The following is a 25,153-nucleotide window of genomic DNA, read 5'->3' as shown; positions in this document are numbered from 1 at the left end:
GATGTGTTGCCTGATCCACCGTATTCGCGAGCAAGCCCGCTCCCACATTTGGATTTGGTTCTGTCTTAGAAGCTGTAGGTGCCTGTCACGACCAGGCTACGCGGCTCTCCCGGCTGAATCTGCGCCACGCTGGTCGCCGACGCGTAGTAGTTTTTGTCGGCGATATTGTTCAGCGCCGCGCGCACGTCCCATTCCTTCTGACGGAACCCGGCCAACGCATCCCAACGGCCGTAGCCCGGCAGCACCACGGTGTTGAGGCTGTCGGCGTAACGGTCGCCCACCAGGGTCAAGCCGGTTTCCGCGTACCAGCCCATCTCCGGTTTCCAGGTGATAAACAGGCTGCCATTGCGCTTGGCCACATCGTTGATGCGCTTGCCTGCAAAGCCGTTGTTGTCCTTCACCACCGTGGCGTCCTGCAGGCCAATCCCCCCGCGTACGTACCAGTTGCCGACGATCTTGCCGGTGGCGGTCAACTCGACGCCGCGTGAACGTTGCAGGCCGCTGAGCAGCGTAATGGTGCGGTCCAGTGGGTCGGCGGTGCGGCGGTTGTAGAGTTCCAGTTCGTACACGGCCAGGGTGGTGCTCAGGCGGTCGTCGAGCCAATCGCTTTTGACGCCGATTTCCTTTTGCTTGGTCAGCTCGGGGCTGAGGTCGTTGGCGCCGGGGGTGGCGCTCGGGGTGATGCCGATCAGGCCGCCGCCCGCTGGGGAGAACGTCTTGCTCCACGAGGCGTAGAACGAGTGGTTTTCCAGGGGCGTCCACACCAGGCCGATGCGTGGGCTGGCGTTGTGGCTTGCGACATCTTGCTGGAGGTTGTTGAGCTTGTTCTTGGTGTCGACTTCAAAGCGGTCGTAGCGCAGGCCGGCGAGGACTTGCCATTGATCGTTCAGGCGCAGTTGGTCCTGCACGTAGACGGCGCGGCTCTCGACTTCGGTGTGGTTGTTGCTCGATAGACTCATGCGCCCGGTGTGGCTCAGGTGGCGATTGGGCTGGTTGAGGTCGAGGCGCGGCACGCTTGTGCCGCCGTTGTAGAGCTTCGGATCGCGGCGTTGGCTGCCCATTTCGACGCCGGTGAGCAGGCGGTGTTCCAGGCCGAAGGTGCTGAAGCTGCCTTCCAGTTCGACGTTGTTGGTGATGTTGAAGGTGCGCAGGTCCTGCTGCCAGCGCTGGCGCGTGACGCTGTTGGTCGCTGGCACGTAAGCGACCTGATACGTGTTGTCGAAATCACTGTCGAGCTTGAACAGGCCGAGGGTCTGGCGCAGTTGCCAGTTGTCGTTGAGTTCATAGGCGAGCTTAGAGCGCAGCGACTGGGACTTGTCGTCGATGTAGTCGCGGCTGTCGCCGTAGGTGGTGCTGCGGCTCACATCGGCCGGGCGGCCGTTGACGCCGGGGATGCCACGGTCGGGCGTGCGGTTGTAGCGGCTGTATTCGTATTGCACCAGCCAGTTCAGGTCGGGCGTGAGCTGCCAGCTCATGGACGGTGCGAACAGTTGGCGGTTGCCGCTGACGACATGACGGAAGCTGTTGTTGTCCTGGTTGCCCATGTTCAGGCGCAGGCTGATGGTGTCGCTGGGGTCGGTGCTCAAGTCGGCGTAGAGGCTGCGCAAATCGTTGCTGCCGCCTTGGGCTTCGATGCTGGACTTGTGCCCGGCGCTGGGCAGTTTGCTCACGCGGTTGACGATCCCTCCCTGACCGCCTCGCCCGTAGAGTACTGCGGCTGGGCCCTTGAGCACTTCGATGCGCTCGATGTTATGCAGGTCGCGGATGTATTGGCTGTCGTCGCGGATGCCGTCGAGGTAGAAGTCGTTGCTCGCGTCGAAACCGCGAATGCGCAGGCTGTCGAAGCGCGTGTCGGCGCCGCTGCTGACGTTGGGGATGCCGCTCAACGCCTGGCCCAGGTCATTGGTGCCGTAGGACCGCAGGCTTTCCGTCTTCACCGAGTCGATGGCCTGGGGCACATAACGCACCGGCGTGGCTGTGCGCGTGGCGGTGCTGGTTTCCTTGATGCGCGGGTCGTCTTCGTCAGCTTCGGCGCTGATCGACGTGGCGGGCAAGGTGGTGGCAGCACAGGCAAAACCAGCGGACAGCAGGACGGAGAGCCCAAGGGTGATGGGCGTCAGGCGTGGGGCAGGCATGGGGAAATGTATCCGAATTGTTTGGGAGGAGAATTGCGCGTTAATGGTAATGCTTTGCATTAACGCTCGTGATGGATTCCCAAATGTATCGGCTTTGAAATATGTTACAGAATGTGTTTTTAGGGTCGTTTGACCGGGGTTTTTGTCGTTTTCAGAAGCGCTGTAGGCCCTTGCTTAGAATTATTTCGCCTAAATACAGACGATTCGCGAAATTGACACATAGTTCCGGGCGCGACTAGGATTGCGCCCAACGCCTGTGGCTAACAGCCATGACTCATCCAATAAAAAAAGGCCCGCGGCAGTTCAGTCGTCCGCGGGTCTTCTTTTTTCCGGGAAAAGTCGATACCAGAAAGCAATACGGAGCCTGGTGTCATAGCGCGTACTCAACCAGTAATAAGGAATATAAGAAATGTTGAAGCAACGGATGAGTCTGATCGCTCTGGGGATTTTGAGCGCATCGACAGCAATGGCCAACGACCAGGAACAATCCAAGGGTTTCGTTGAAGACAGCCACCTGAACATCGCGGCACGTAACGCTTACATCAGCCGTGACTACAAAAACCACAACCAGGACAAAGCTGAATGGGGCCAAGGCTTCATCGGCAAGTTCGAGTCCGGTTTCACCCAAGGCACCGTGGGTGTGGGTGTGGACGTACTGGGCCAATACGCTATCCGTCTGGACGGTGGTAAAGGTCGCAGCGGCGGCGGCGGCATCGACTTCTTCAAGCAAGGCGACAGCGGCGCTGCAGCCAACGACCTGGCCAAGGGCGGCGCAGCGGTGAAGGCGCGTATCTCCAACACCGTACTGAAATACGGCCAGCAACTGCCGAACGTACCGGTCCTGGCCTACGACAGCGGCCGTCTGCTGGCGGAAACCTACGAGGGCACCTCGATCGTTTCCAAAGAAATCGCCGGCCTGCAACTGGACGCTGGTCATTTCACCAAGCAAGGCCGTAAAAGCGCCGAAGGCAGCGACAGCGGCCACCTGAAAAGCATCGACTACGTCGGCGGTAGCTACAAGTTCACCGAAAGCCTGTCGGCCGCGCTGTACGCTTCCGATATGCAGGACGTGCTGAAGAAGCAATACGTCAACGTGAACTACGTGCTGGCCCTGCCAGAAAAGCAGTCGCTGACTTTTGACTTCAACGGCTACAAAACCAAGCTGGACAAAGATTTCGCCCAGTTGACCCAAGGCGATCAAGACGCCCGCGACAACAAAATCTGGAGCCTGGCGGCTACTTGGGCTGTTGGCGCACACAGCTTCACCGTCGCTCACCAGCGCAGCACCGGTGACACCGGCTACCTGTACAGCGGCTACCACCAGGACAACAAGAACAGCGGCATCGGCGACGGTGGCAACACCATCCTGCTGGCCAACTCCTACTGGTCTGACTTCAACGGCAAGGACGAGCGTTCCTGGCAGGTTGGCTACGGCCTGGACTTCAGCGCCTACGGCGTGCCTGGCCTGAGCTACAACGTGGCTTACGTGCGCGGCACCAACATTGACGACGGTACCAACCGTGGCAATGGCACCGAGCGCGAAATCTTCAACCAGTTCAAATACGTGGTTCAGAGCGGCCCAGCCAAAGACCTGAGCCTGCGTGCCCGTGCCTCGTGGTTGCGCGTTTCGAACAACGCCAGCAACTACAACATTGGCGGTAACGAACTGCGTCTGTTCGCTGACTACCCGATCAACGTTTTCTAAGTGATCGTTTGTAGCGCCTGATTTCAGGCGATAAAAAACCCCGACTGGTTCGGGGTTTTTTTATGCCGCTGGATCAGTCCTCGCGGTGCTGCAAAATGCTGCGGGCCAGTGCGGCGTTCTTGTAGTCGAGCATCATCGACAGCCCCTCATAGGGCTCGATCTTTTTCCCGTCGATGCACAGCTGCGCCATCAGCAGCAGCACCTGGCGCTTCTTCTTGTTGACGCGCACACCGGGCACGCCGAATGCGGTCTTGCGCGTTTGCGGCAAAGGCGCCTCGGGTGTCAGTTGGATCGTCACCCAGATCCCCTGGACGAACTGCAGCGTGATCTCGTCGATATGTTCGATGGGCAGCGGCTGCGCCAGGTTGTTGAACACAAAATGCCCAGGCGTGAGGCGCAAGGCGGTCTGCGGTGCGCGCTTGAAGCGGCGGATGCCCAGCCACAGCAGCGCCAGGCCGATCAGGCCAAGGCACGCGCCTGCGCCAAGCGCCGACAGCGGCGTGCCCTTCATGCGCTCCGGGGCAAGCCAAGGGCGGCTCATGGCAAACAGTCCTGCGAGCACGAAGGGCAGGCCCGACAGCGCCATCAACGTGCCGCGCCATGCGCCGCCTTCGTGGAAGAAGCGTTCGCCTTCGGCTGAAGCCGCCAGGGTTTCCAGCAGGTGGGTGTGCGCCGATTCTTCGGATACCGCCACCGCGATCAAGTCCTGCGTCAATTGCTCGCGCAGCGTGTGCGGCGCGCTGAAGCAGGCGTCGATTTGCGCGTTCGCGGCTTCGGCGTGCACGGCGCGGGTGGCGTTGCGCATCGCGTGTTCCAGCGGTACTTGCAGGGCCTGCAAGCGCTCGCCATTGGACGGATGGGAGTCGGTGGGGTGTGGCTGATGAATGTCCAGCGCCTCGGCTGGCAGGTGCAGCTCAGCGCCTTGCAGCGCGCTGAGCACGGCAGCGGGCAAGTCGCGTTCAGCGGCGTTTTCGCACGCGGCCATCAGCGCGTCGTCGATAGGCGCTTGCAACACCGAGACCCGCAACAACGCTGACGCGGCAGCCGCATTGCCCACCAGCCGTGCGCCGGCAGCATCCGCGAGTAGTTCGCGCTCGCGGCTCCAATGGTTCACCGCATGATCGAAGCGCTGCATGAAAAACTCACCGAGCATGAACGACGGGCGCATCAGGCGGCCCTGGATCGGGTCGCTGGCCAGCATCGTTTCGAGCAACCCAACCAGGCTGCGCTGAACGCCGTCGTAGATCGGCAAGAAGCGCAGGCTGTACGCGGTGTCGTCGCCGGCAAAGTGCGCCAGTTCATGGCCGATCACTGCACCGGTTTCCTCACGGTCCAGCAGCCCCAGGTACAGCAACGGAATATGCAGGGTGCGCCCGCGCAACGGGGTTTCGGCCGGCATCACCAGGGCATCGCTGGAGGTCACGTAGAAGCCCTGGGTCAGGCTCACCACGATATGCTCCGGTGGCAACGCGCCCAACCGGGTCGCCAGCTCTTCGACGTGGCGCCACAGGCCCGGCGCCTGCGCAGGCGTGACGGGCTGCCCGAACATCTCCAGCGGCGTGGGTTCGAACATCGCCAGCATGGGCCGCAGTTGCTTGAGCAACAGCCAGATCGAATACAGGCAAAACGCCGCGACGACCCCGAGCAGGCCCATCAGCTTGATCTCGCCGCTGCCCAGCCGGCCGATATGCCACAACGCCAGGCCCTCGAACACCAGCACCAGCGCCACCGTCGCGGCCATCGCCACCACATGGCTCATCAGCACATAGGGCAACAGTCGGCTGCCGAGGGAGAACACCTGCAACAACTTTTGCCGCGACTGCTGCGCGCGCCGCCCGGCCCAGTGTGTGCCGGCGAGTGCGGCCAGGCCGATGAAGGCTGCCAACGACCCGAGGCCGATCACCCAGGCAGCCAGTGCGCGCAAGACGCGGTTGATGCGGTGGGCGGTGTGCAGTTCGGGCTCGATTATATCCAGCCGCGCGATGGCGGTCGGCAGGTCAATCTTCTCGCCGTATAGCTCGACCATGGCCGCCGGGTCTAGCGTCTCTAGCTTTTGCAGGTGGTCTTTAGCGAGGGCGACATGGATGCTGTGGTCGATGATCTTGAGGGTGGCATGCTGGGCCCGCTGGTACTCCCAGCCGCCAAGGGCGGCCAGGAGCAACGGGAAAACAACCAGCAGGCAGATCAGTTTCAGGGCGTTCATGGGAGTCCGTTCACAACGCGGGAAAAACCCGGTTATACCGAAAAATCCCGCGTCAGGCCTTCACCGGCGCCAGTTTCTTGCAGTTCGCCTTGCGCGTCGGGTACTGCTCGCACTTGCGCAGCACGCTTTGCACCTGTTGCGCGTTCTGCATTTGCTGGTTGGCCAGCAGCTTCTCGGTGATGAACAGCTCTTCCGAACCGAGGTGACGCTCGGCCTTGTCGATCATCGCCAGCGCCGATTGCCCATCGCCGCGCTTGAGGTGGTAGCTAATCATCAGGTCATAGGTCGAAGGGCCGGCCAGCGACCAGTCCTTGATCGACTGCAACTCCTTGATCGCCTCGCTGCTTCTGCCCTGGGCCAGGCGCACGGTGTAGGCGGTGCGGCGGATGCCCGGTTGGTCCTTGACCGGCGAGGCCAGCGCCTTGCGCACAAAACCGTCGGCGTCGGACACCTTGTTTTTCTCCAAGGCATCGATGGCGAAATACGCATCCTTATAGCCCTGCATGGCCTTGGCCACTTGCGGCGTGTTCTTCATGGTCGTCCAGCTTTGCGGGCTGACCCGGGCGCGGCGTTCCTGGCGGTATTCGCGCTGCAAGTACTGGCGCAGCTCGGTGTCGCGGTCCATCGCCGACATGTGCGAGCGGTTGAAGTACTGGGTGGTCGCGGTGATGCCGGTGGTCAGGCCGTCCTTGACCAGCACGTCCAGCTCCTTGGTGAACTGGTTGAGGTTGAACTGCTGCAATGAGTCCTGCATGGCGTTCTTGCGCGCGGTGAGAAAGCCGGTGAGCAACGGTTTTTGCTTGCCCTGGAAGTCATTCAAACGCTCCAGGCTATGGGTCGCGGCGCGGGGCGCGTAGCCGGCGCGGATCATCAGGTCGGTGCCGAGCAGATCGGCCTGGTCTTCCTGGCTGCGGCCCCAGGCGGTGCTCCACACGTGGTCGGAAAAGGTGTTGGCCAGCGTGGTGTACAGCACGGTGTTGCCGATGGTTTTCTGGGTGCCGGCCGGGTCTTTGCTGAACACTTTCATGGTGCCGGAGCTGCGGTCGATGCCGGTGTCGGCGGCCAGGGTGGCCAGGGCGACCGTGGAGGCGACGGTGGTGAACATCTCTTTTTGCTGCTGGAAGGCGGCCATGCGGTCATGGTGATGCAGCAGCACGTGGCTCATCTCGTGGCCGAGCATCGCGGCGATTTCATCTTCGCTACCGACGTTATCGAGCATGCCCAGGGGCACGAACAGATTGCCGTACGGGTCCGCCGACGGCCCGAAACCGTAGCTGTCGGTGATCTTCACCTGCAACGTCGGCAACTCACCCGGCCAGCCTTTGGACAGGCGCGTGACGATGCCCTGCAAGTACACCTGCAACATCGGGATATCCACCAGGTTCTGCTGGCGCGCTTCAGCGGCCGGCACCGCGCGGCCGTCGTAGCTCAAGCGTTGCTGGCTCTGGCGTTGCGGGTCGAGCTTGTAGTACTGGCGCACGTCGGTGTTGTCCACGTAGTGGCCCTGCACCCTGGATTGGGTCGAAGGGCCCACCAGGTTCATGAAGGCCTGGTCCGCCCCCTTCAAGGTCGCGCAACCGCTCAGCAGTGCGCTGGCCAGCAATAGATATCCCTTCACCGCCACGCTCCTTTTATTGATTGCAGCCCGCACCAAAACCGATGGTGGAGTTGTTTCGGCTGTCTTTGGTCTGGCTCTTGGTCAGGCCCTGGCACGGCAGCTCGACGATATTGAGCGGCGGCACGATGCGCAGGTCCATGGTGTCCAGCCAGACTTTTTGGCCGGCCAGTTCCACCTGCACCAGGTCCAGCGCCTTGTTGTACTGCAACACCGGCACCGGCTGGCTGGGCGTGTCTTTTTTCGGCAGCTCGCGCTGTTGTTTGCCCTGCTCATCCAACACCGCTACCGGGTCGGCGAGGAAGGCCATGATGTTGTGGGTTTCGGCCCAGGCGCCTTGGGTGAAAAGGGCGGCGAGCAATACGATCAGGTGTTTGTTCATCCTTGGGTTCCTTGAGTCAAAAAAACACAGCAGTGCCGTCAGCGATCGCGGTCGAACCAGGCTTCGATCCGTTCGCTGAACAGCACCAACGACAGCAATACAATGCCCAGCACGTTGACCGGGGTGATGTGGTTCAGGCTCAGCAGCACACTCAGCGCGATGAGCACCGACATCACCAACAGCCACGATGGGCAGGGCGACGTGAAAAACCGGATTTCCTGGCGCCGCCAACGGCTCCAGGTGCGATGGCCCGCCAGCCGCCGCGCGTGCAGGGCCTTGAGCAGGGCGATCAAGGCGAGCAGGCCGATCTCGACAAAATCCAGCCAATGGAAGGGCAGGCCGGGCAGGTTGGCGGGCTCGTGGTCGTAGTCCATGCCGTCGTTGATAAGGTTATCCAGGGCCATGGCGTGCAGGTATACGCCGGGGAGTTGGCCGTGGACCGGCGACTCCACGAGGTCGCCGGTGGAGGTGATGTTGGCGCCGACCAGCACCAGGCGGTCGTGCAGCAATTCGGCGATCAGTGCCTGGTCTTGCGGGTCGCTGACTTCCAGGTCGCTGGCCGCCAATGTCAGCGTGTAGGGGCAGCGCGCCTGGGCGGAATCGTCGAGTTTCCAGAACACCGCCTGGAACAACTGCGCCACCGCTTCCAGCAAAAAATGCCGCGTTGGCGCGCAGTGGCCGATGTCGGCGATGCGTGCTTGTTCCGGTGCGAGTTTCAGGCCCCATTGCACGGCGATGGGCTGCATCTGTGCAGCGACCTGCGCATCCACCGGCGGCTGTTTGCACGGTTGGGTGGAGCAGAAGTAGCGATATATCGCCAGGGCCGGCGTTTCCATCAGCCCGGTCGGCGTGTTCACCGCCAGCGGGTACTTGTCGTCAACGCCTTCCCACGCCACCAGGCCCGGCCGGCTCACCTCGACAAACGGCGCCAGGGTATTGGCCTGGCCCGCCTCGCCGCGCACCACGCCGGTATTGGCCAACCACAATGGAATGCCCTGGCGCTGATAACGTTCGAACACGTTCGCCAATAATTGGCTGCCCCGCGCCGGGTCGCCGAACGAGTGGTCGTGGCTGTAGAGCAGGTCGACAAACACCGCCTTGGGCTTGTACGCGAGCAAGCGCTTGAACAGCTTGCTCTGTTCGCCGTAGGGCATCGGCCAGGAAGTCTGGTTGCGCATCAGGTAGGCGTCGTCGATCAAAATCACGGCGACCTGCTGCTGGCCGGTGCTCGGGTAACTGCTGGCGAACAGACGGCTGAGCCACTGCGAGGAGGACTTATCGCTGGAACTGGCCAGGCCGAACGGGTCGAGGATCGCCAGCAGCACGATAAATGCGGCCAGCCAATAGCGGCGGTATTTGAACAGCGGGGGGTTCGACAACATCCGTGTCTCGATAAAAAGCACAAGCAAGACAGGGTTTTTAGCGGAGCGGGGAGGGGGTGTCAATTGGAAAAGTGGCTAAGTGCCATTGCGCTGGGCAAATCCAAACCCCTCGGCCGGTCTGCGGCCGAGGGGTGCAGCGGTCAGAAATTCCAGCGCGTGCTGAGCATCACGTTGCGCGGGTCGCCGTAGTAGGCCGAGTTATAGAAGCCGATGTTGGTGTAGTAGGTCTTGTCGAAGACGTTGTTGACGTTGAGCGTGGCCGAGACGTTGTCGGTGATCTGGTAGCGGGCCATCAGGTCCAGCAGCCACAGGGGTTCCTGGGAGAAGTTGTCCTGGCTGCCGGTGGTGAAGTTGTTGGTCAACAGCTTCCAGCCCGTGCCCTGCCAGCGCACGCCGCTGCCCAGGGTGAGTTTGTCCAGCGGGCCGGTCAGCTTGTAGCTGGTGTAGAGGTTGAACTGGTCTTCCGGCTCCCAGGTGGACAGCTTCTCGCCCTGCTTGTCGCGCATGATCTTGTGGGTGTAGCCCGCCTGCAATTGCCAGCCGGGCGCCAGTTCGCCGGAGATTTCCGCTTCGTAGCCTTTGGTCTTGGATTCCACGCCTTTATAGGCGCCGTACAGCCCGGGGATGGTTTCGGAGACGTAGCTGTCGTCGCTGACCGCGCGGTTGTCCTCGTGGATTTCAAAGTAGGCGAGGCTGGCGTTCAGGCGACCATCGAAGAATTCGCCCTTGAGCCCGATCTCGTAGTTCTGGCCTTCGTCCGGCTCCACCGGTTTGTTATTGAGGTCGCGGTATTCGCGCTGCGGCAGGTAGATCTCGGTGTAGCTGGCGTACGCCGAGAGGTAGTCGTTGAGGTCGTAGGTGAGGCCAGCGTAGGGCACGACCTTGCCGGTGTCCTTGACCTGGCTGGTGCCGGTGACTTCGAAGTTGTTGACCCGGGTGCCGAGCATCAGGTGCATGGCGTCCGTCACGTTGAAGCGGGCAGTAACGTAGCCGGCGCTCTGGCGGGTGGTTTCGTCGTTGTAATTGGTCATCGGGCCACGGCCTGGTTCTGCGGCGTCGCCGTCCCAGGGGAAGTAGTCGTGGCTGTTGCCGTTGACGTGGACGGCGGCGCTGTAGTCTTTGCCGGTCCAGCGCGAGCGCGACACCGAGGTGCCGACCACCAGTTCATGTTCTCGGCCAAACAGGCTGAACGGGCCGGTGGCGTACAGGTCGCCGGTGTCGCTGGTGGTTTCACCGTAGTAGGCACGCGTCAGCATCATGGCTTTGCCGGTGGTCGCATTCGGGCTCAGCAGCGCGGACAGCGGCGCGTCGTAGCCGTTGATCTGGTGGTTGTACTGCGCCTTGCCCACCCAGCCGTTGGCGAATTCGTGTTCGAGGGTGGCGAAGCCGGTGCGCGTGTACTGCGCCCACGAGCTGAACTTGGCGCCGTTGTTGAACGAACGCGGCGTGCTGATACGGTTGCCGGCCGAATCGTACAGCGCTGCCGAACCGGACCAGCTGGAGCCCTGCGGGTCGCTGTCCTGGTAGTCGGCGCCGACGGTCAGCAGCGTGTCGGGGGACAGGTCGAACTCGAGGATGCCGTAGTACACGGCGGTCTGGCGCTGGTAGTGGTCGAGGAACGAGTGCTTGTCCTGATAGGCCGCGACGGCGCGCCCACGCACGTTGCCCGACTCGGTCAGCGGGCCGCTGACGTCGACTTCCGAGCGATAGTTGTCCCAGGAGCCCGCGCCCAGGTCGATGTAGCCCTTGAATTCCGAGGTGGGTTTCTTGCGCACCATATTGATGGTGCCGCCCAGGCCGCCGGCGCCGGTGAGCAAGCCGGTGGCGCCCTTGAGGATCTCGACGCGGTCGTAGATCACCGTGTCGGTGAGGGTGTGGCCGGAGGAGTATTGCGCGTCCTGCAGGATCGGGATGCCGTCGTACTGGAAGTTGCGAATGGCAAAGCCACGGGAGTAGTAGGACGTGCGTTCACTGTCGTAAGCCGCGACGGTGATGCCCGGCGTGTGGCGCATCACGTCGTCGAGGGACTTGAGGCTGAAGTCGTCCATGGCCTGGCGGGTGACCACGGAGATCGACTGCGGCGTCTCCCGTGGGGTCAGCACCAGTTTGGTCGCGGTGGCGATGGTGCCCGGGGTGTAGGAGCCGCTGCCTTCGGTCACGGTGCCCAGCTGGTTGGTGGTGACTTCGGTGGCGCGCAGTTGCAAGGGGCCGTCGCTGGTGCTGGCGACCAATACGTAGCCGCCGTTGCTCTGGCGTTGCGCTGCCAGGCCGCTGTTGGCCAGCAATCGCGCCAGGCCCTCTTCAACGGTGTACGCGCCCTTGAGCCCTTCGCTGGTGAGGTTGCGCGTTTGCTGGGTATCGAACGAAATCGTCACGCCCGCCTGCACGCCGAATTGGGTCAGGGCGTTTCCTAGCGAGCCCGGCGCAATCTCGTACGCGGCTTGGCTCTGGGCGTGTGCGGGAGTCGCTTGCAGTGCCAGCGCGGGCAGGCTGGCCAGGGTCAAACCAAACAGCGCCAGGCGCACGGCACGGGCCATTGCCGTCTTGGCGGTAAGAGGAAGCGGGAGCATTCGATTGTCCTTGCGTAGTCTTGGCAGAGAGCCGCTGTGTGCGCGGCTTGTGTCATTGACGGATGAGAATCGAAATCAGCAAGGTTGCGTGTAGGTTTTTTTACAGGGCTTCGACGCTGACCCAGTAGCGCGTGAGGTAAGTCACTTTCACCGGTAGGGATTTGCCCAGGTTTTGTAGGACGGTGTCAGTGTCGTCAATCCGAAACGCGCCGGAGATGCTCAGGTTCTGTACCTGCGGCGCACAACGCAACACACCGGGGCGGTAGCGGCCCAACTGGGTGATGAAATCCCCGAGGCGCCAGTCGTCCACGCTCAGCATGCCCTGGACCCAAGCGGTAGATCCTTGGGGTAACGGGCGAGGGCGGCCGATGGCATCGCGGTCGAAGCTGACGTGTTGGCCGGCTTCCAGGGTGAGTCGTTGCGTGTTATTGCGGCGTGGGCGAACTTCGACAGCGGCCTGTTCGACGCCCACTTCGGTGTGATCGCCCCATTGGCGCACGCTGAATTGGGTGCCGAGCGCGCGCACATTGCCATCGCTGGTGGTCACGCTGAACGGCCGCTGGGCCGGGTCCTTGGCGGTTTGCACGAGGATCTCGCCCTGGTACAGCTGGATCAGCCGTTGTTGGCCGTCGAACTGGATATCCAGCGACGTATCGACATTCATCTCCAACCGCGTGCCATCGTCCAGTTGCAGCGAACGCCGCTCCCCGGCGTGGGTGCGTTGCCCGGCGAGCATCGAGCGATACGGCACCTGCTCCACCGCCAGCCATGAACCTGCGCCCACGGCCATCAGCATGCCGAGTATCTTCAAGACGTCACGCCGCTGCTGCTGCGCCGCCCCCAACCCGGAAAGCGCCGCCCGCTGCGGCATTCGCGCCCACTGTTGTTGCAGCGCCTCCACCCGCGCCCAGGCCGCCGCATGCTGCGGGCTGGCCTGCAACCACGTCTGCCAGGCGCGGGTACGCGCTTCGTCGGGTGCGCCGTCATTTAGCTGCACATACCAGGTGGCGGCGGCTTCCAGCGTCTGCAGATCCAGCGGCGCAGCCATCAGGGTTCGACCAGCAGCAGGCACTGGGTCATGGCGCGAATCAAATGATTCTTCACCGTCGTCACCGACACGCCAAACCGCTCGGCGGCCGCCACGTAGGTCAGGCCTTCGAGCTGCACCGCGAGGAAAATCTCCCGGGTACGTGTACCCAACTCATCGAGCAGGCTGTCGATCGCCAGCAACATCTCGATGATCGACAACCGCACCTCCGGCGACACCGCCACCGGTTCCGGCTGTTGCGCCAGCGCGAACAGATACGCCTGCTCAATCGCCCGACGGCGGGATTTGTCGATCAACAACGAGCGGGCGATGGCACTCAGGTAGCCGCGCGGTTCACGGATCGGCGCCGCGTTGCGGGCCGTCATGACGCGTATGAAGGTGTCCTGCGCCAGGTCGGACGCATCCGCGGCATTGCCCAGACGCACGCGCAACCAGCCTTTGAGCCAACTGTTGTGTTCGCTGTAGAGCTGATGAAGCGCGGAGTGATCGAGGGGCGACATGAGCGGGCCATTGGGGAGTAAATGGTAATGGCTCTCATTATTGTGATGGTGGGGTTTTATGCAAGGGGTAGAGCGTACAAAGCACGATTTTGAATGCCGGGCACGTGCAACCAGCAGATTGACCAATAGGCTGGCTCAAGGGCTGGTGAACCGTACGTAAGACTCAACCCTCAGAAACGAAAAAACCGGCACAAGGACCGGTTTTTTCACCCCAACGGCCAGAGAATTCAATCACTGTGTACGGGGCTGGGTAGTGGACGGATGATGACAACTGTTGGGCTATCGCTACCGTCAAACGTCGAAGGGGCGCTCATTGGCAATTCATAATTCTGCATAAAGTTAGAAATGGGGACTGTCTCCATTTCCTGTTATATATCGCGGCCAAATAGTAGTTCGTTCGGCTCACGATGGAAATCTGGCCAGATCTTCGATGAGTGTAGTAGCCTTCCGGGAGCAGAGGGCTAGATTTATTGCGGTTAATTATGCGTTAAGCGTTTTGGACAAGGATTGGTAAACATGGAAAAAAGTTACTTTTTCAAGAATTTAGTCATTGGGCTTGTGCTGTTTTTTATATGTGTATTCGTTTTTAGGTCAAGTGATGATGCCGTTGTATTTTTTGTTGTGTCTGGCGTAAATGCATTTTTGTTCCCCTTCTCGAAGCGCCTGGTAGAAGATGCTGTGTTCCGTTATACGCAAAAGAGGGTTTGGGAGACGGGGCCATCAAGGACGGCTGCTGCAAATGGCGGTCACGCGCTTTTGTATTCGTTTTATTTTGCATTTGCCATTCCGTTGGGCGTGTTATTTTTGATGTTGTTTTACATAAAAAAATAGCGCTGCGGTATAGGCAGCGCGATTTGTTGAGGTGCCTTAATGAATGCGTTTAGGTTGCCGGCTAGCTTGCCGTCAATCGCTGCAATCAGAGCAGCAATCGCTATGATGCGTAGGGGGTTAAAGCAATGAAACCGAACATTGCACTCACCAAGGCTGTTGCTGCTGCGCCAAGGGCGATTGATTCGACCTTCACAACGAACGGTTTTCAATCGCCTGAGTTTGCAAAATGGGGACCGAAATGGGGACAGTCCCCATTTGCCTCTGGCGCGGCGTCAGCCAGGAGCTGGATGGGGGGCATTCGTCGATAACCCGCGACCAGGAATATGCGGCGACGTTGCTGGGGGACTCCGAAATATTGAGCATTAAGCACTCGCCAAAATCCCACATACCCGCAGTCCGCAAGGGCCCGGATGACTGTCTCAAAGTCGCGGCTATCGTTGACAGCGAGCAGGTTAACGACGTTCTCAAGGACCACCCAGCGAGGTTGTGTTTCCTTGAGAATTCGTATGACTTCCCAAAACAATCCGCTCCTTTCGCCTTGGAGACCTCGGGGCCGGCTACCGGCAACGCTGATGTCCTGATAAGGGAAACCCGCGGTGATGACATCGACGGCAGACAAGTTGTGGGCACCGCACTCGCGCACGTCTTCAAATTGGCGTGCATGGGAAAATCGATCGGCAAGCACAGCCCGGTTGATGGGGTTGAGCTCGACTTGCCAGGCGGTGCGGTACCCGGCGTTTTCAAATCCGACATCAAAGCCTCCGATGCCTGCGAACAGGCTGCCAAGGGTAGGTAGGCACATTCTTGAGCTCATTGTTCTATGCGTGCGGAAACCTCGGAGCCTTCAGATGGCTGAGTACCCGGCAACGCGTGGACTTGTTTTTTAGTTTGGTGGGAGTTTCGGTGATGGCTGATATCAAACATCTGTCGACTCTAAAGTGATATAGGTGTTTGTTATTGTCTTTAATCAGTTTTAGTATAAAAAACTGTTATTTTTAACAGTTTATGAATGACGTTGAGTGAGTAATGATTACGGGGCAAGCATAATTCTCTCTGAGGGTACGGTTATGACAAAGGTTTTCATTGAACTCACCGATACGGCCGATAGCAATTATCCGGCCCCAGTTTTGTTTGAAATGATCCGCCAAAAACTTGATGTAACTCCTGGGAATGGAAAGTGGAATACCAATACGATTGAGTTGGATGCTGATGTGAACAATGAAAATATAGTTCATCCATTACTTCAGGGGTATGTCGGTACGTCTCGTCGGCGAAGCATTCCGTTACGGGATTTAGAGGCAATGGGTGCTTTAGAAAAGTAATTTGCTTTTGTTCTTCGAGGTTGGGCTATTTAATCGGATGTAGCCCAGTCTCTCTTTCTTTTATTAAAATTCTCAGATGGTGATTGTTTCTAGTGTTATGAGCATTTTTAGGGCAGACGCTGAGCTGTCGGAAAATTGAGCCGCGTTATCCGGCGGCGGTGTCGGACCGTGTTTGTGCGCGGCGATGGCGAGGTTCATCTGTTCGACCAGATCGATCAGGTCGCCCAACACCGGCAGCACGTTGACGGCTTCGGAGCCCAGCCACGTCTTACTCGCCACCAGGCGCTGCCCAACCACCGCCGCCAGGCTCACCGATCCACCCGACAGCAGTTTCAGTGCCCCCAACGCCTCAACCGTCTTTACAGAGATCTTCGAACCGAGGTTTCTAAAGTACTCGGTCGACATCCACGAGCATTCCAACCGTGTATATCAGGCAAATGTCACCCGGCTCGGTGGGCTATCCACTGAGGAGGCTAAGCAAATTGTTCGGTTTTATCAGTTGGCGGACAGCGTTAGGTTGGATGTCACAGCGGGTGGTGTGCTTTTCAGCGGGACAGCAGACCCGGACAGTTTTGGTGAAGCCGCAGATCTATTGGAGGCGGCAATGAAAATTGGCCGTGATTTGACATCGGAGCGCGGTAAGAAGAAGTGGGGCACGCGAAAAAACGCAGGGTAGTTTTTTGAGTGTGGACGTTTTGTGGACGTTTTGACGAAAACGGCGCCCAAAGTTTCTGGCGTTTTCTAAACCCCAGAAACCACAAAGCCCCGCATTGCGGGGCTTCGAGATATGGTGCCGGCACCAGGAGTCGAACCCGGGACCTACTGATTACAAGTCAGTTGCTCTACCAACTGAGCTATACCGGCGTGTTGGGCGACGATTATAGCGACTGCCAAGGTTCTGTAAACCCCTGAAATCTGACTATTTTTGCGAAAACCCAAGTTTTCGCGTCACCGCCCCACATTTCCCCGCAATCAACGCTCGTGCATCGCCTCGGCACGGGACTTGATGATCGGTTTGAGCAGGTAGCTCAGGATGCTCTTCTTGCCGGTGATGATGTCCACCGAAGCCACCATCCCGGGGATAATCAGCAGTGGCTTCTCGTCCGTGCCGAGGTGGCTGCGATCGGTGCGCAGTTTGATGATGTAGAAGGTGTTTTTCTTCTCTTCATCCATCACGGTGTCGGCGCCGATCTGTTCGAGTTTGCCTTTGAGGCCGCCGTAGATGGTGTAGTCGTAGGCGGTGAATTTGATCATGGCTTCCTGGCCGGGGTGCAGGAAGGCGATGTCTTGCGGGCGGATCTTGGCTTCCACCAGGATCGTGTCGTCCAGTGGCACCACTTCGGCCATGTCGCTGCCGGGCTGGATCACGCCGCCGACGGTGTTGACCAGCATCTGCTTGACGATGCCGCGCACGGGCGAGGTGACCATGGTGCGGCTGACGCGGTCTTCCAGGCCCTTGGAGGTGGCTTGGGCCTTGCTCAGCAGGGTGCGCGCTTCGTTCAGTTGGGCGAGGGCTTCGCTGCGGAATTTGCCGCGGGTTTCGTCGACTTTGCGCTGCACTTCGTTGATTGCCGCCTGGGCGCGGGGGATGGCCAGGGTGGTGCCGTCGAGCATGCCGCGGGTTTCCACTTCCGAGCGCTTGAGGCGCAGGACTTCTACCGGCGAAATGGCGCCCTGTGCGACCAGCGGTTCGGACATGCCGATCTCCTGGCGCAGCAGGTTCAGGCTGTTGCGGTACTGGTCCTGCTTGGAGCTGAATTCGCGCAGTTCTTGCTGGCGTTGCAGCAGTTGTTGTTGCAGCCCGCCAATTTCGTCGGCCAGTTGTTGGCGGCGGCTGGCGTACAGCGATTCTTCGTTCGACACCTGGTTGGGCACGGCTTTGCGTGCGGCGTCGGTGATTTTCAGCGGGCGGTCGTCGACTTCCGCGCTGAGGCGCTCCACACGCAGCTCCATGGACACACGCTCGGCTTCGGTTTCGCCGACGTTGGAGGCAAAGCGCGTGTCGTCCAGGCGGATCAGCGGCGCGCCGGCTTCGACGATCTGGCCTTCGTGCACATAGATCTGGGCGACGATGCCGCCCTCCAGGTTCTGGATCTTCTGGATGCGCGACGACGGGATCGCCTTGCCTTCGCCCTTGGTCACTTCGTCGATGATCGCGAAGTGGGCCCAGAGCAGCATGAACACGAAAAAGCCGATCACGCCCCAGATGGTCAGGCGCACGATGCGCGGGGCATCGTCGATCAGGGCTTTTTCGACTTCGGGCAGGGGCTGGTCATCCAGCGAGTCGCTGCCCTTGAAGTAGCGGAAGATCACATCTTTCCAACGGCCTGGGCCGGACTTAAGCAACACTGATCTGCCCCTTTTTCAGCGCTTCCATGACGGCCGCTTTTGGACCGTCCGCGAGTATCTGGCCACGGTCGATCACCAGCAGGCGATCCACCAGGCTCAACAGCGAGGCGCGGTGGGTGACCAGAATCACCGTCTTGTTTTCGATGACGGCTTGCAAGCGCTGTTTCAGGCGCTCTTCACCGGTGTTGTCCATGGCGCTGGTCGGTTCGTCCAGCAGCAGGATCGGCGGGTTGAGCAGCAACGCACGGGCCAGGGCGACGTTCTGGCGTTGGCCGCCCGAGAGGTTCTGCCCGCGCTCGCCCACCTGCAACTCGTAGCCTTGCGGGTGCAGCCTGGCGAATTCATGCACGCCTGCCAGTTCGGCGGCTTGCAGCACCATTTCATCGTCCACGTAGCGCGCACCCGAGACCAGGTTGTCGCGCAGGGTGCCGGCCAGCAGCTGGATGTCCTGGGCGACGTAGCCGATGTTGTGGCGCAGCTCGCTGACGTCGATCTGGCGGATGTCTACACCGTCCACCAGCAATGAACCCGAGTCCGGCTGGTACAGCCCCACCAGCAGCTTGGCCAGCGAGCTTTTGCCCGAGCCACTGCGGCCGATGATGCCGATTTTTTCGCCCGGGCGAACGTTCAGGTTGATGCCGCGCAGTGCCGGGTTCTGTTGGTCCGGGTAGGTGAAATTGACCTCGCGGAAGGTCATCGCGCCTTGCAGCGTCTTGCGGCTGAGGGGGCGTTCGTCGAAGTTGCGTTCCTGCGGCAGCTCCATCATCTGGTCCACCGAGACCATCGTCACCTTGGCTTGCTGGTAGCGCGTCAGCAGGCCCGACAACTGGGCCAACGGGCCAAGTGCGCGGCCGCTGAGCATGTAGCAGGCCACCAGGCCGCCCATGCTCAGGGTGCCGTCGATGATCTGGTACACACCAAAGATAATCATCGCCACGCCGGCCACTTGCTGGATCAGCAACGTGATGTTCATCGCCAGGCCGGACAGCACCTTGACCCGCAGTTCCAGGCGGCTGAGGGTGCCAATGGTTTGTTCCCACTGGTATTGGCGCTCGCTTTCGGCGTTGTTGACCTTCACCGCATCCAGCCCGGCGAGGGTTTCGATCAGGCTCGATTGGCGCTCGGCGCCCAAAGCCATGGTGCGCTCAAGTGTCGCGGTCAGCGGTTTTTGCAGGAAGTGGCCGATGCCCAGGGCGAGCGGGAAGGCGACGATGGGGATCCACACCAGGTGGCCGCCCAACAGCGCGATCACGCCGAGGATGATTAAGGTAAACGGTAAATCGATCAGGCTGGCGAGGGTCAGGGACGTGAGGAAGTCGCGCATCCCCTGGAACTCGTGGATGTTCGACGCGTAGCTGCCGACGCGCGCCGGGCGCATTTTCATCGACATGCCGACGATGCGCTCGAACAGCGTCGCCGAAATGATTAGGTCGGTCTTCTTGCCCGCGAGGTCCAGGCACAGGCTGCGCATGCTCTTGAGCAACAGGTCGAACAGATAAGCGCCGCAAATACCGATGGCCAGCACCCACAGGGTGGCAGTGGCCTGGTTGGGCACGACGCGGTCGTACACGTTCATCACGAACAGCGGCGCGGCCAGGGCGATCAGGTTGATTACCAGGCTCGCCGCGATGGCGTCGGCGTACAGCCAGCGTGAACGCTTGAGGGTGTCTTTGAACCACGAGCGAGCGCGTGGGATCAGGGTGCCGCTGGTCACGTCAAATTTATGCTGCGGCTGGGCGAAGAAAACCCGACCGCTGTAATCTTGACTCAGCACTTCACGGCTGACGTGGACTTCGCCACCGTCACTTTCGCTGAGCAGCAGGCGGGCAGTATCGCCCTCCCAGCTCAACAGCACCGCACTGCGCCCTTCCTTTAATAGCAGCAAGGCCGGCAATGCGATGGTGGGGATCTGTTCCAGCTTGCGTTGCAGCAACCGCCCCTGCAAACCCGCCCGGGCGGCTGCGCGTGGCAGCAGGTCGGCGCTCATGCGCTGGCCTGCCAGCGGCAGGCCGGTGGTCAGCATGGCCCGGCTGGCGGGCTTGTAATGCAGGGAGCAGAGAGCCAACAACCCATCTAGCAATGGGTCGTCATGCTGAGTGCGCGGGTCATGGTTGAGTTGCGCCACACCAATTTCAGGATCCAAGCTGACTCTCTCTTAAGCGGTTTTGTGGTTCAACGCCGTCAAGAATCAGTTCATCCCTGGCAGGTTTACCGACGGTTTAATATCGTTTTGCACAACTGATGCCATCGGAGCAACCACGCCCTGACTTTTCAGCAGTTGGCCCATGTCGGCCTTGATACGGTACTGCGTGTAAATATGCAGGCTTTTGATCTGGGCCAAACGCTGCTGAGCGGTGAACAGTTCGTTCTCGCTGTCGAGCAAGTCGAGCAGTGTACGCTCACCCAGGCTGAACTGCTGCTGGTACGAGGTGCGAACTTTGGTGCTGCGGTCCACGTATTGCTGCGCGATCGGCACCTGTTGGGTGGCGTTGTTGTAGGCGTTCCACGCCAGGCCCAATTCTTCGTTCAACTGGCGCAGGGCGTTGTTGCGGATATCCAGCGCCTGGGTGGCCTGGGAAGCCTTGGATTGCAGGCTGGCCTTGTCGCTACCGCCGTTGTACAGGTTGAACTGCATGTTCAGCATCGCCGAATAACCATTGTCATGGCCTTCGTCGCCGCCGACGTTGTTGTTGGCGGAGCGTTGCAGCACGGCATCAAAACGCGGGTAGAAGGTCGACTTGGCGGCCTCGTACTGCTTTTCGGCAGCGGCGATGTCCGACTCGGCCGAGCGCAGCACCGGGCTGTCGGCAATCATCTGGCGACGGGCTTCATCCAGGCTGGCGGGCAGCGCGGTCACAACGCCCAATGGCTTTTCAAGTTGATCGGGTTCTTTGCCGACAACGCTGAAGAAGTTGGTGTTGGCGTCCGCCAGGTTGGTCTGCTCGGTAATCAGGTTGTTTTGCGCTTGGGCCAGACGGGCTTCGGCCTGGTCCATGTCCGCCATTCTTCCGACGCCACGGCTGGTGCGCAGTTTGATCTGGTCAAAAATACGTTCGTGGCTTTTCAGGTTGTCTTCTGCCAGTTGCACCATCTCGCGACGGGTCAAGACATCCAGATACACCTGGGCGACGGTCAGCGCGGTGCGCTCGGAGGTATTCAGCAGTGCATAGCCGCGGGAGTTGGCCGTGGCTTGTTGGCGGCCGACTTCATTAACGGTGCCAAAACCCTGGAACAAATTTTGTTGCAGGCGAATGGTCGACTCGCCGCGGTTCAGGGTTTTCCAGTCATGGCTGTTGCTGGCGGCGCGGGTCGAGGTGTTGTCGGAGCTTTCGCGGCCATAACCACCCAACAGGTCCACTTTAGGCAGGTAGCCGCCCTGGGCTTCGCGGACCTGGTAGTCGGCGGCAATGCGCGCATTGATGGCAGCCTGGATCTCAGGATGGTTCTGCACCGCGTCTTGCATCGCTTCCGGCAGGGTCTGGGCCTGGACGAAACTGGCGGCTAGAGCAAACGGCACGGCTTTAAGAAGGTGCAAACGCATTCTGGTGTTTCCCCGGGATTGGTTGCCTTAAAAACGCAACAAACGTGAAAAATTGCATTGGAATTGGCAACCGAAATGACTGCTTGTCATAGGAACCTGGTAGTCCAAACAGAAAGTCGCGAGCCGATTAAATATCAATGTGACATTACCGGGCGGATTGTTTAGGATGGCGCCAAATAGGTCAATACCTTGACGGAAAAGTAATTTGCTGAATTAAACAACAAATTATTGACGCCAAATATTCCACACTTAGTTAAGTACTCCAGCTATCGAATCGGCATAGGTAATGAGGCCGGTCTCCATGATGGATACCCCGAACGGTAATACACGGAGAGTCTTTTATGAGCAGCGTTGCGGTCGTCAAAAGCATTGTCGGTCAAGTGTTTGCGGTATCCCCGGAAGGGATTCGTCGCCTGCTTGTAGAAGGGGATCGCCTGTTCGCGGGTGAGCAAGTCGATACCGGCGCTGCAGGCGCCGTGTCCCTGGAATTGGCCGATGGCCGTACCATCGACTTGGGCCGTGACACTCAGTGGAGCGCAAACGCTCCTGACTCCGTCACCGACCTCAGCGCCGCCACCGCTCAAGCCGCACCGTCCGTTGCCGAATTGCAGCAAGCCATCGCTGCCGGTGCCGACCCGACCCAAGACCTCGAAGCCACCGCAGCCGGCCCGACCTCTGCCGGCGCCGATGGCGCGGCTGGCGGCGGCCACAGCTTTGTCGTGCTGGAAGCCACCGCAGGCGTGGTTGACCCCACCATCGGCTACCCGACGACCGGCTTGAATGCCGGTGACGCAGTGGGCACCACCCAAACCGGCGCCGCCGACACCAACGGCCCCGATGCGCGCAGCGTCACCATCACCCTGACCGCCACACCGAGCATCACCGAAGCCGGTGGCGTTGTGGTTTACACCGTATTCATCACCCAGGCGCCGACCAGCGACCTGACCGTTACCTTGTCCAACGGCCTCTCCGTGGTGATCGCTGCCGGCCAGACTTCGGGCGCGCTGAACGTCACGTTCGCGGGTAACGACACGCCTTACCTGGACGCCTCGTCGATCTCCGCGACCATCACCGGCACCGCCGGCGGCGGCAACCTGATTATCACCACTGACCCGGCGCCAGCGGTTACCCAGATCAACGACACCATCGACACCACCACCGTCACGCTGACCGCGACCCCGTCGGTGAACGAAGGTGGCCAGATCGTCTACACCGCGACCGTGAACAACCCGGCGCAGACCGACGTCGTCATCAAGCTGTCCAACAACACCACCATCACCATCGAAGCCGGTAAATCCTCCGGTACGGTCAGCGTCGACACGCCTGCCAACCTGGCGGATGGCAAAGACCTGAACGTCAGCGTCACGATCACCGGCGCGACCGGTGGCAACTACGAAGACCTGGCGATCAATCCTGCGCCAGCGACTTCCACCGTTGTCGCTGTTGATGATCCAAGCGAATTGCTGCCGGATACCAACACAATCGCCGAAGATGGCGTCGCCATCGGTAACGTGCTGAGCAACGACAGCGACATCGACAACGTGTTGAGCGTGGCCACCTTCCAGGTAGGCGGCAACACCTATAACGCCGGCCAAACGGCCACTATCGAAGGCGTGGGTAGCATCACCATGGGTGCTGATGGCGCCTATACCTTTACCCCGGTCAAGGATTACAACGGTGAAGTGCCAACCATTGGCTACACCACCAACACCGGCTCCAGCAGCACGCTGAATGTGACGGTGACGCCGGTGAACGATGCGCCGGTGATCCAAGTGACGGGCAACACCCTGGTCGAAAACACCGCCGTCGCCGGCACTGTGGCGGGCACCTTTGTCGCCCGCGATGCAGAAACGCCTGCCGACCAGCTGAAAGTCGTGTTTACGGGCGACAGCAATAAAGACGGTTACTACGCCATCGTCGACAACAATGTCGTGCTGACCCAGAAGGGCGCGGACTTTGTGAATGCTGGCAATCAACTGCCGCAGATCGACCTGACGGTCACCGACCCCGAAGGCCTGAACTCCAACGGTGCCGCCCAACCGACCGTCACCCTGCAAAACGACGTGCCGGTGATTGAGGTGGTTGCCAATACCATCGTCGAAGACACCGCTACAGCGGGCACCGTCGCCGGTACGTTCACCGCGACTGACGAAGAGACGCCGCGTGAAGGCCTGACTATTTCCTTCACGGGCAACAGCAACGCTGATGGCTACTACAGCATCGTTGGCAACAACGTCGTGCTGACCCAGAAGGGTGCGGATTTTGTTAACGCCGGCAATCAATTGCCGAAGATCGACCTGACGGTTACAGACCCTCAGGGCGCGAACTCCACGGGTTCCGACCAGCCTGTTGTCACCCTGCAGAACGATGTGCCGGTGATTGAGGTGGTTGCCAACACCCTGGAAGAAAACTCCGCTGCAGCGGGTACTGTCGCCGGTACTTTCACTGCTAGCGATGAAGAGACGCCGCGTGAAGGCCTGAGCATTTCGTTCACGGGCAACAGCAACGCTGATGGCTACTACAGCATCGTTGGCAACAACGTCGTGCTGACCCAGAAGGGTGCGGATTTTGTTAACGCCGGCAATCAATTGCCGAAGATCGACCTGACCGTCACCGATCCAGAAGGCCTGAATTCCACCGGTTCCGACCAGCCAGTGGTCAATCTGCACAACGATGTGCCGGTGATTGAAGTTGTCGCTAACACCCTGGAAGAAAACTCGGCCGTAGAAGGCACCGTCGCTGGTACGTTCACCGCGACCGACGAAGAGACTCCGCGTACTGGCCTGACCATCACCTTCACGCCGGGTACCAACGCGGCTGGCTACTACGCCATCGTTGGCGACAACGTTGTGCTGACCAAAGCCGGTGCCGACTTCGTCAACGCTGGCAACCAGCTGCCGAAAATCGACCTGACTGTTACCGATCCAGAAGGCCTGAATTCCACCGGTTCCGACCAGCCAGTGGTGAACCTGCACAACGACGTGCCGGTGATTGAAGTCGTCGCCAACACCCTGGAAGAAAACTCCGCAGTAGAAGGCACCGTCGCCGGTACCTTCACCGCTACCGACGAAGAAACCCCACGTACTGGCCTGACCATCACCTTCACGCCGGGCACCAACGCGGCTGGCTACTACGCCATCTCCGGTGACAACGTCGTATTGACCAAAGCAGGTGCTGACTTCGTCAACGCTGGCAACCAGCTGCCGAAGATCGACCTGACCGTCACCGACCCAGAAGGCCTGAACTCCACCGGTTCCGACCAGCCAGTGGTGAACCTGCACAACGACGTGCCGGTGATTGAAGTTGTCGCCAACACCCTGGAAGAAAACTCGGCCGTAGAAGGCACCGTCGCCGGTACCTTCACCGCGACCGACGAAGAAACCCCGCGTACTGGCCTGACCATCACCTTCACGCCGGGCACCAACGCTGCTGGCTACTACGCCATCGTTGGTGACAACGTCGTACTGACCAAAGCCGGTGCCGATTTCGTCAACGCCGGCAACCAGCTGCCGAAGATCGACCTGACCGTCACCGATCCAGAAGGCCTGAATTCCACCGGTTCCGACCAGC

Annotated in this window: 17 protein-coding genes and 1 tRNA gene; 4 read left to right on the top strand and 14 right to left on the bottom strand. The window is 60.3% G+C overall.

What is annotated here, in order from left to right:
• Positions 1 to 65 precede the first annotated feature (65 nt).
• Positions 66 to 2,135 (bottom strand): TonB-dependent siderophore receptor, encoded by a 2,070-nt coding sequence (locus NUV89_RS15490; protein ID WP_257782004.1) that lies wholly within the window; start codon positions 2,133 to 2,135, stop codon positions 66 to 68.
• Between the two features lie 409 nt (positions 2,136 to 2,544).
• Between NUV89_RS15490 and NUV89_RS15485 the strand changes: the two genes are divergently transcribed.
• A complete protein-coding gene (locus NUV89_RS15485; RefSeq protein ID WP_026136539.1) occupies positions 2,545 to 3,840 on the top strand; it encodes an OprD family porin in 1,296 nt (431 codons plus the stop codon).
• Positions 3,841 to 3,913: 73 nt separating this feature from the next.
• Here the strand turns inward: NUV89_RS15485 and NUV89_RS15480 are convergent, their stop codons facing one another.
• The 7 genes from NUV89_RS15480 to NUV89_RS15450 form a co-directional block, all read right to left on the bottom strand.
• Positions 3,914 to 6,043 carry a M48 family metallopeptidase gene (locus NUV89_RS15480; protein ID WP_257782003.1) on the bottom strand — a complete coding sequence of 710 codons (2,130 nt, stop codon included), beginning with the start codon at positions 6,041 to 6,043 and terminating at the stop codon, positions 3,914 to 3,916.
• Positions 6,044 to 6,095: 52 nt separating this feature from the next.
• The gene (locus tag NUV89_RS15475; RefSeq protein WP_257782002.1) at positions 6,096 to 7,661 is read right to left on the bottom strand and encodes a M48 family metallopeptidase; all 1,566 of its coding nucleotides are present in this window, start codon (positions 7,659 to 7,661) and stop codon (positions 6,096 to 6,098) included.
• 13 nt (positions 7,662 to 7,674) lie between these two features.
• Positions 7,675 to 8,040 carry a hypothetical protein gene (locus NUV89_RS15470; protein ID WP_017734873.1) on the bottom strand — a complete coding sequence of 122 codons (366 nt, stop codon included), beginning with the start codon at positions 8,038 to 8,040 and terminating at the stop codon, positions 7,675 to 7,677.
• A 38-nt stretch (positions 8,041 to 8,078) separates the two neighbouring features.
• Positions 8,079 to 9,422, bottom strand: a complete 1,344-nt coding sequence (locus NUV89_RS15465; protein ID WP_257782001.1) for a CHASE2 domain-containing protein — start codon at positions 9,420 to 9,422, stop codon at positions 8,079 to 8,081.
• A 140-nt stretch (positions 9,423 to 9,562) separates the two neighbouring features.
• Positions 9,563 to 11,992 (bottom strand): TonB-dependent receptor, encoded by a 2,430-nt coding sequence (locus tag NUV89_RS15460; protein ID WP_257782000.1) that lies wholly within the window; start codon positions 11,990 to 11,992, stop codon positions 9,563 to 9,565.
• A gap of 100 nt (positions 11,993 to 12,092) precedes the next feature.
• Complete coding sequence (locus NUV89_RS15455; protein ID WP_257781999.1) at positions 12,093 to 13,040, bottom strand: FecR domain-containing protein; 948 nt, start codon at positions 13,038 to 13,040, stop codon at positions 12,093 to 12,095.
• On the bottom strand, positions 13,040 to 13,540 hold the full coding sequence (locus tag NUV89_RS15450) for a sigma-70 family RNA polymerase sigma factor (protein WP_257781998.1): 501 nt from the start codon (positions 13,538 to 13,540) through the stop codon (positions 13,040 to 13,042). The genes NUV89_RS15455 and NUV89_RS15450 overlap by 1 nt, the downstream gene beginning before the upstream one ends.
• A gap of 516 nt (positions 13,541 to 14,056) precedes the next feature.
• Between NUV89_RS15450 and NUV89_RS15445 the strand changes: the two genes are divergently transcribed.
• On the top strand, positions 14,057 to 14,371 hold the full coding sequence (locus tag NUV89_RS15445) for a colicin E1 immunity protein (RefSeq protein WP_257781997.1): 315 nt from the start codon (positions 14,057 to 14,059) through the stop codon (positions 14,369 to 14,371).
• A 205-nt stretch (positions 14,372 to 14,576) separates the two neighbouring features.
• On the opposite strand, the gene NUV89_RS15440 is transcribed toward NUV89_RS15445, so the two are convergent.
• On the bottom strand, positions 14,577 to 15,173 hold the full coding sequence (locus NUV89_RS15440) for a DNA cytosine methyltransferase (protein WP_257781996.1): 597 nt from the start codon (positions 15,171 to 15,173) through the stop codon (positions 14,577 to 14,579).
• Positions 15,174 to 15,390: 217 nt separating this feature from the next.
• Between NUV89_RS15440 and NUV89_RS15435 the strand changes: the two genes are divergently transcribed.
• A complete protein-coding gene (locus NUV89_RS15435) occupies positions 15,391 to 15,693 on the top strand; it encodes a hypothetical protein (protein WP_257781995.1) in 303 nt (100 codons plus the stop codon).
• A 72-nt stretch (positions 15,694 to 15,765) separates the two neighbouring features.
• On the opposite strand, the gene NUV89_RS15430 is transcribed toward NUV89_RS15435, so the two are convergent.
• From NUV89_RS15430 to NUV89_RS15410, 5 genes are all read right to left on the bottom strand, one after another.
• Positions 15,766 to 16,098 (bottom strand): hypothetical protein, encoded by a 333-nt coding sequence (locus NUV89_RS15430; protein ID WP_257781994.1) that lies wholly within the window; start codon positions 16,096 to 16,098, stop codon positions 15,766 to 15,768.
• Between the two features lie 383 nt (positions 16,099 to 16,481).
• Positions 16,482 to 16,557: transfer RNA gene (locus tag NUV89_RS15425), tRNA-Thr, on the bottom strand.
• Between the two features lie 108 nt (positions 16,558 to 16,665).
• A complete protein-coding gene (locus NUV89_RS15420) occupies positions 16,666 to 18,042 on the bottom strand; it encodes an HlyD family type I secretion periplasmic adaptor subunit (RefSeq protein WP_026136536.1) in 1,377 nt (458 codons plus the stop codon).
• The gene (locus NUV89_RS15415) at positions 18,032 to 20,185 is read right to left on the bottom strand and encodes a type I secretion system permease/ATPase (RefSeq protein WP_257781993.1); all 2,154 of its coding nucleotides are present in this window, start codon (positions 20,183 to 20,185) and stop codon (positions 18,032 to 18,034) included. The genes NUV89_RS15420 and NUV89_RS15415 overlap by 11 nt, the downstream gene beginning before the upstream one ends.
• 45 nt (positions 20,186 to 20,230) lie before the next feature.
• The gene (locus tag NUV89_RS15410) at positions 20,231 to 21,583 is read right to left on the bottom strand and encodes a TolC family outer membrane protein (protein ID WP_017734864.1); all 1,353 of its coding nucleotides are present in this window, start codon (positions 21,581 to 21,583) and stop codon (positions 20,231 to 20,233) included.
• A gap of 341 nt (positions 21,584 to 21,924) precedes the next feature.
• Between NUV89_RS15410 and NUV89_RS15405 the strand changes: the two genes are divergently transcribed.
• The coding region (locus tag NUV89_RS15405; protein ID WP_257781992.1) for a retention module-containing protein at positions 21,925 to 25,153 on the top strand (3,229 nt) is incomplete at its 3' end.

The organism is Pseudomonas sp. 18.1.10, from assembly GCF_024655625.1.
In the GTDB taxonomy this organism is placed as follows: Bacteria; Pseudomonadota; Gammaproteobacteria; order Pseudomonadales; family Pseudomonadaceae; genus Aquipseudomonas.
The sequence above is the reverse complement of the archived record's forward strand: the minus strand, read 5'-3'. Positions and strand labels throughout refer to the sequence as shown.

Coding starts and splice junctions, on each gene's coding strand:
- NUV89_RS15445 (WP_257781997.1), top strand. CDS start 14,057: ATGGAAAAAAGTTACTTTTTCAAGAATTTAGTCATTGGGCTTGTGCTG.
- NUV89_RS15470 (WP_017734873.1), bottom strand. CDS start 8,040: ATGAACAAACACCTGATCGTATTGCTCGCCGCCCTTTTCACCCAAGGC.
- NUV89_RS15450 (WP_257781998.1), bottom strand. CDS start 13,540: ATGTCGCCCCTCGATCACTCCGCGCTTCATCAGCTCTACAGCGAACAC.
- NUV89_RS15455 (WP_257781999.1), bottom strand. CDS start 13,040: ATGGCTGCGCCGCTGGATCTGCAGACGCTGGAAGCCGCCGCCACCTGG.
- NUV89_RS15410 (WP_017734864.1), bottom strand. CDS start 21,583: ATGCGTTTGCACCTTCTTAAAGCCGTGCCGTTTGCTCTAGCCGCCAGT.
- NUV89_RS15465 (WP_257782001.1), bottom strand. CDS start 9,422: ATGTTGTCGAACCCCCCGCTGTTCAAATACCGCCGCTATTGGCTGGCC.
- NUV89_RS15490 (WP_257782004.1), bottom strand. CDS start 2,135: ATGCCTGCCCCACGCCTGACGCCCATCACCCTTGGGCTCTCCGTCCTG.
- NUV89_RS15440 (WP_257781996.1), bottom strand. CDS start 15,173: ATGTGCCTACCTACCCTTGGCAGCCTGTTCGCAGGCATCGGAGGCTTT.
- NUV89_RS15485 (WP_026136539.1), top strand. CDS start 2,545: ATGTTGAAGCAACGGATGAGTCTGATCGCTCTGGGGATTTTGAGCGCA.
- NUV89_RS15480 (WP_257782003.1), bottom strand. CDS start 6,043: ATGAACGCCCTGAAACTGATCTGCCTGCTGGTTGTTTTCCCGTTGCTC.
- NUV89_RS15460 (WP_257782000.1), bottom strand. CDS start 11,992: ATGCTCCCGCTTCCTCTTACCGCCAAGACGGCAATGGCCCGTGCCGTG.
- NUV89_RS15430 (WP_257781994.1), bottom strand. CDS start 16,098: ATGTCGACCGAGTACTTTAGAAACCTCGGTTCGAAGATCTCTGTAAAG.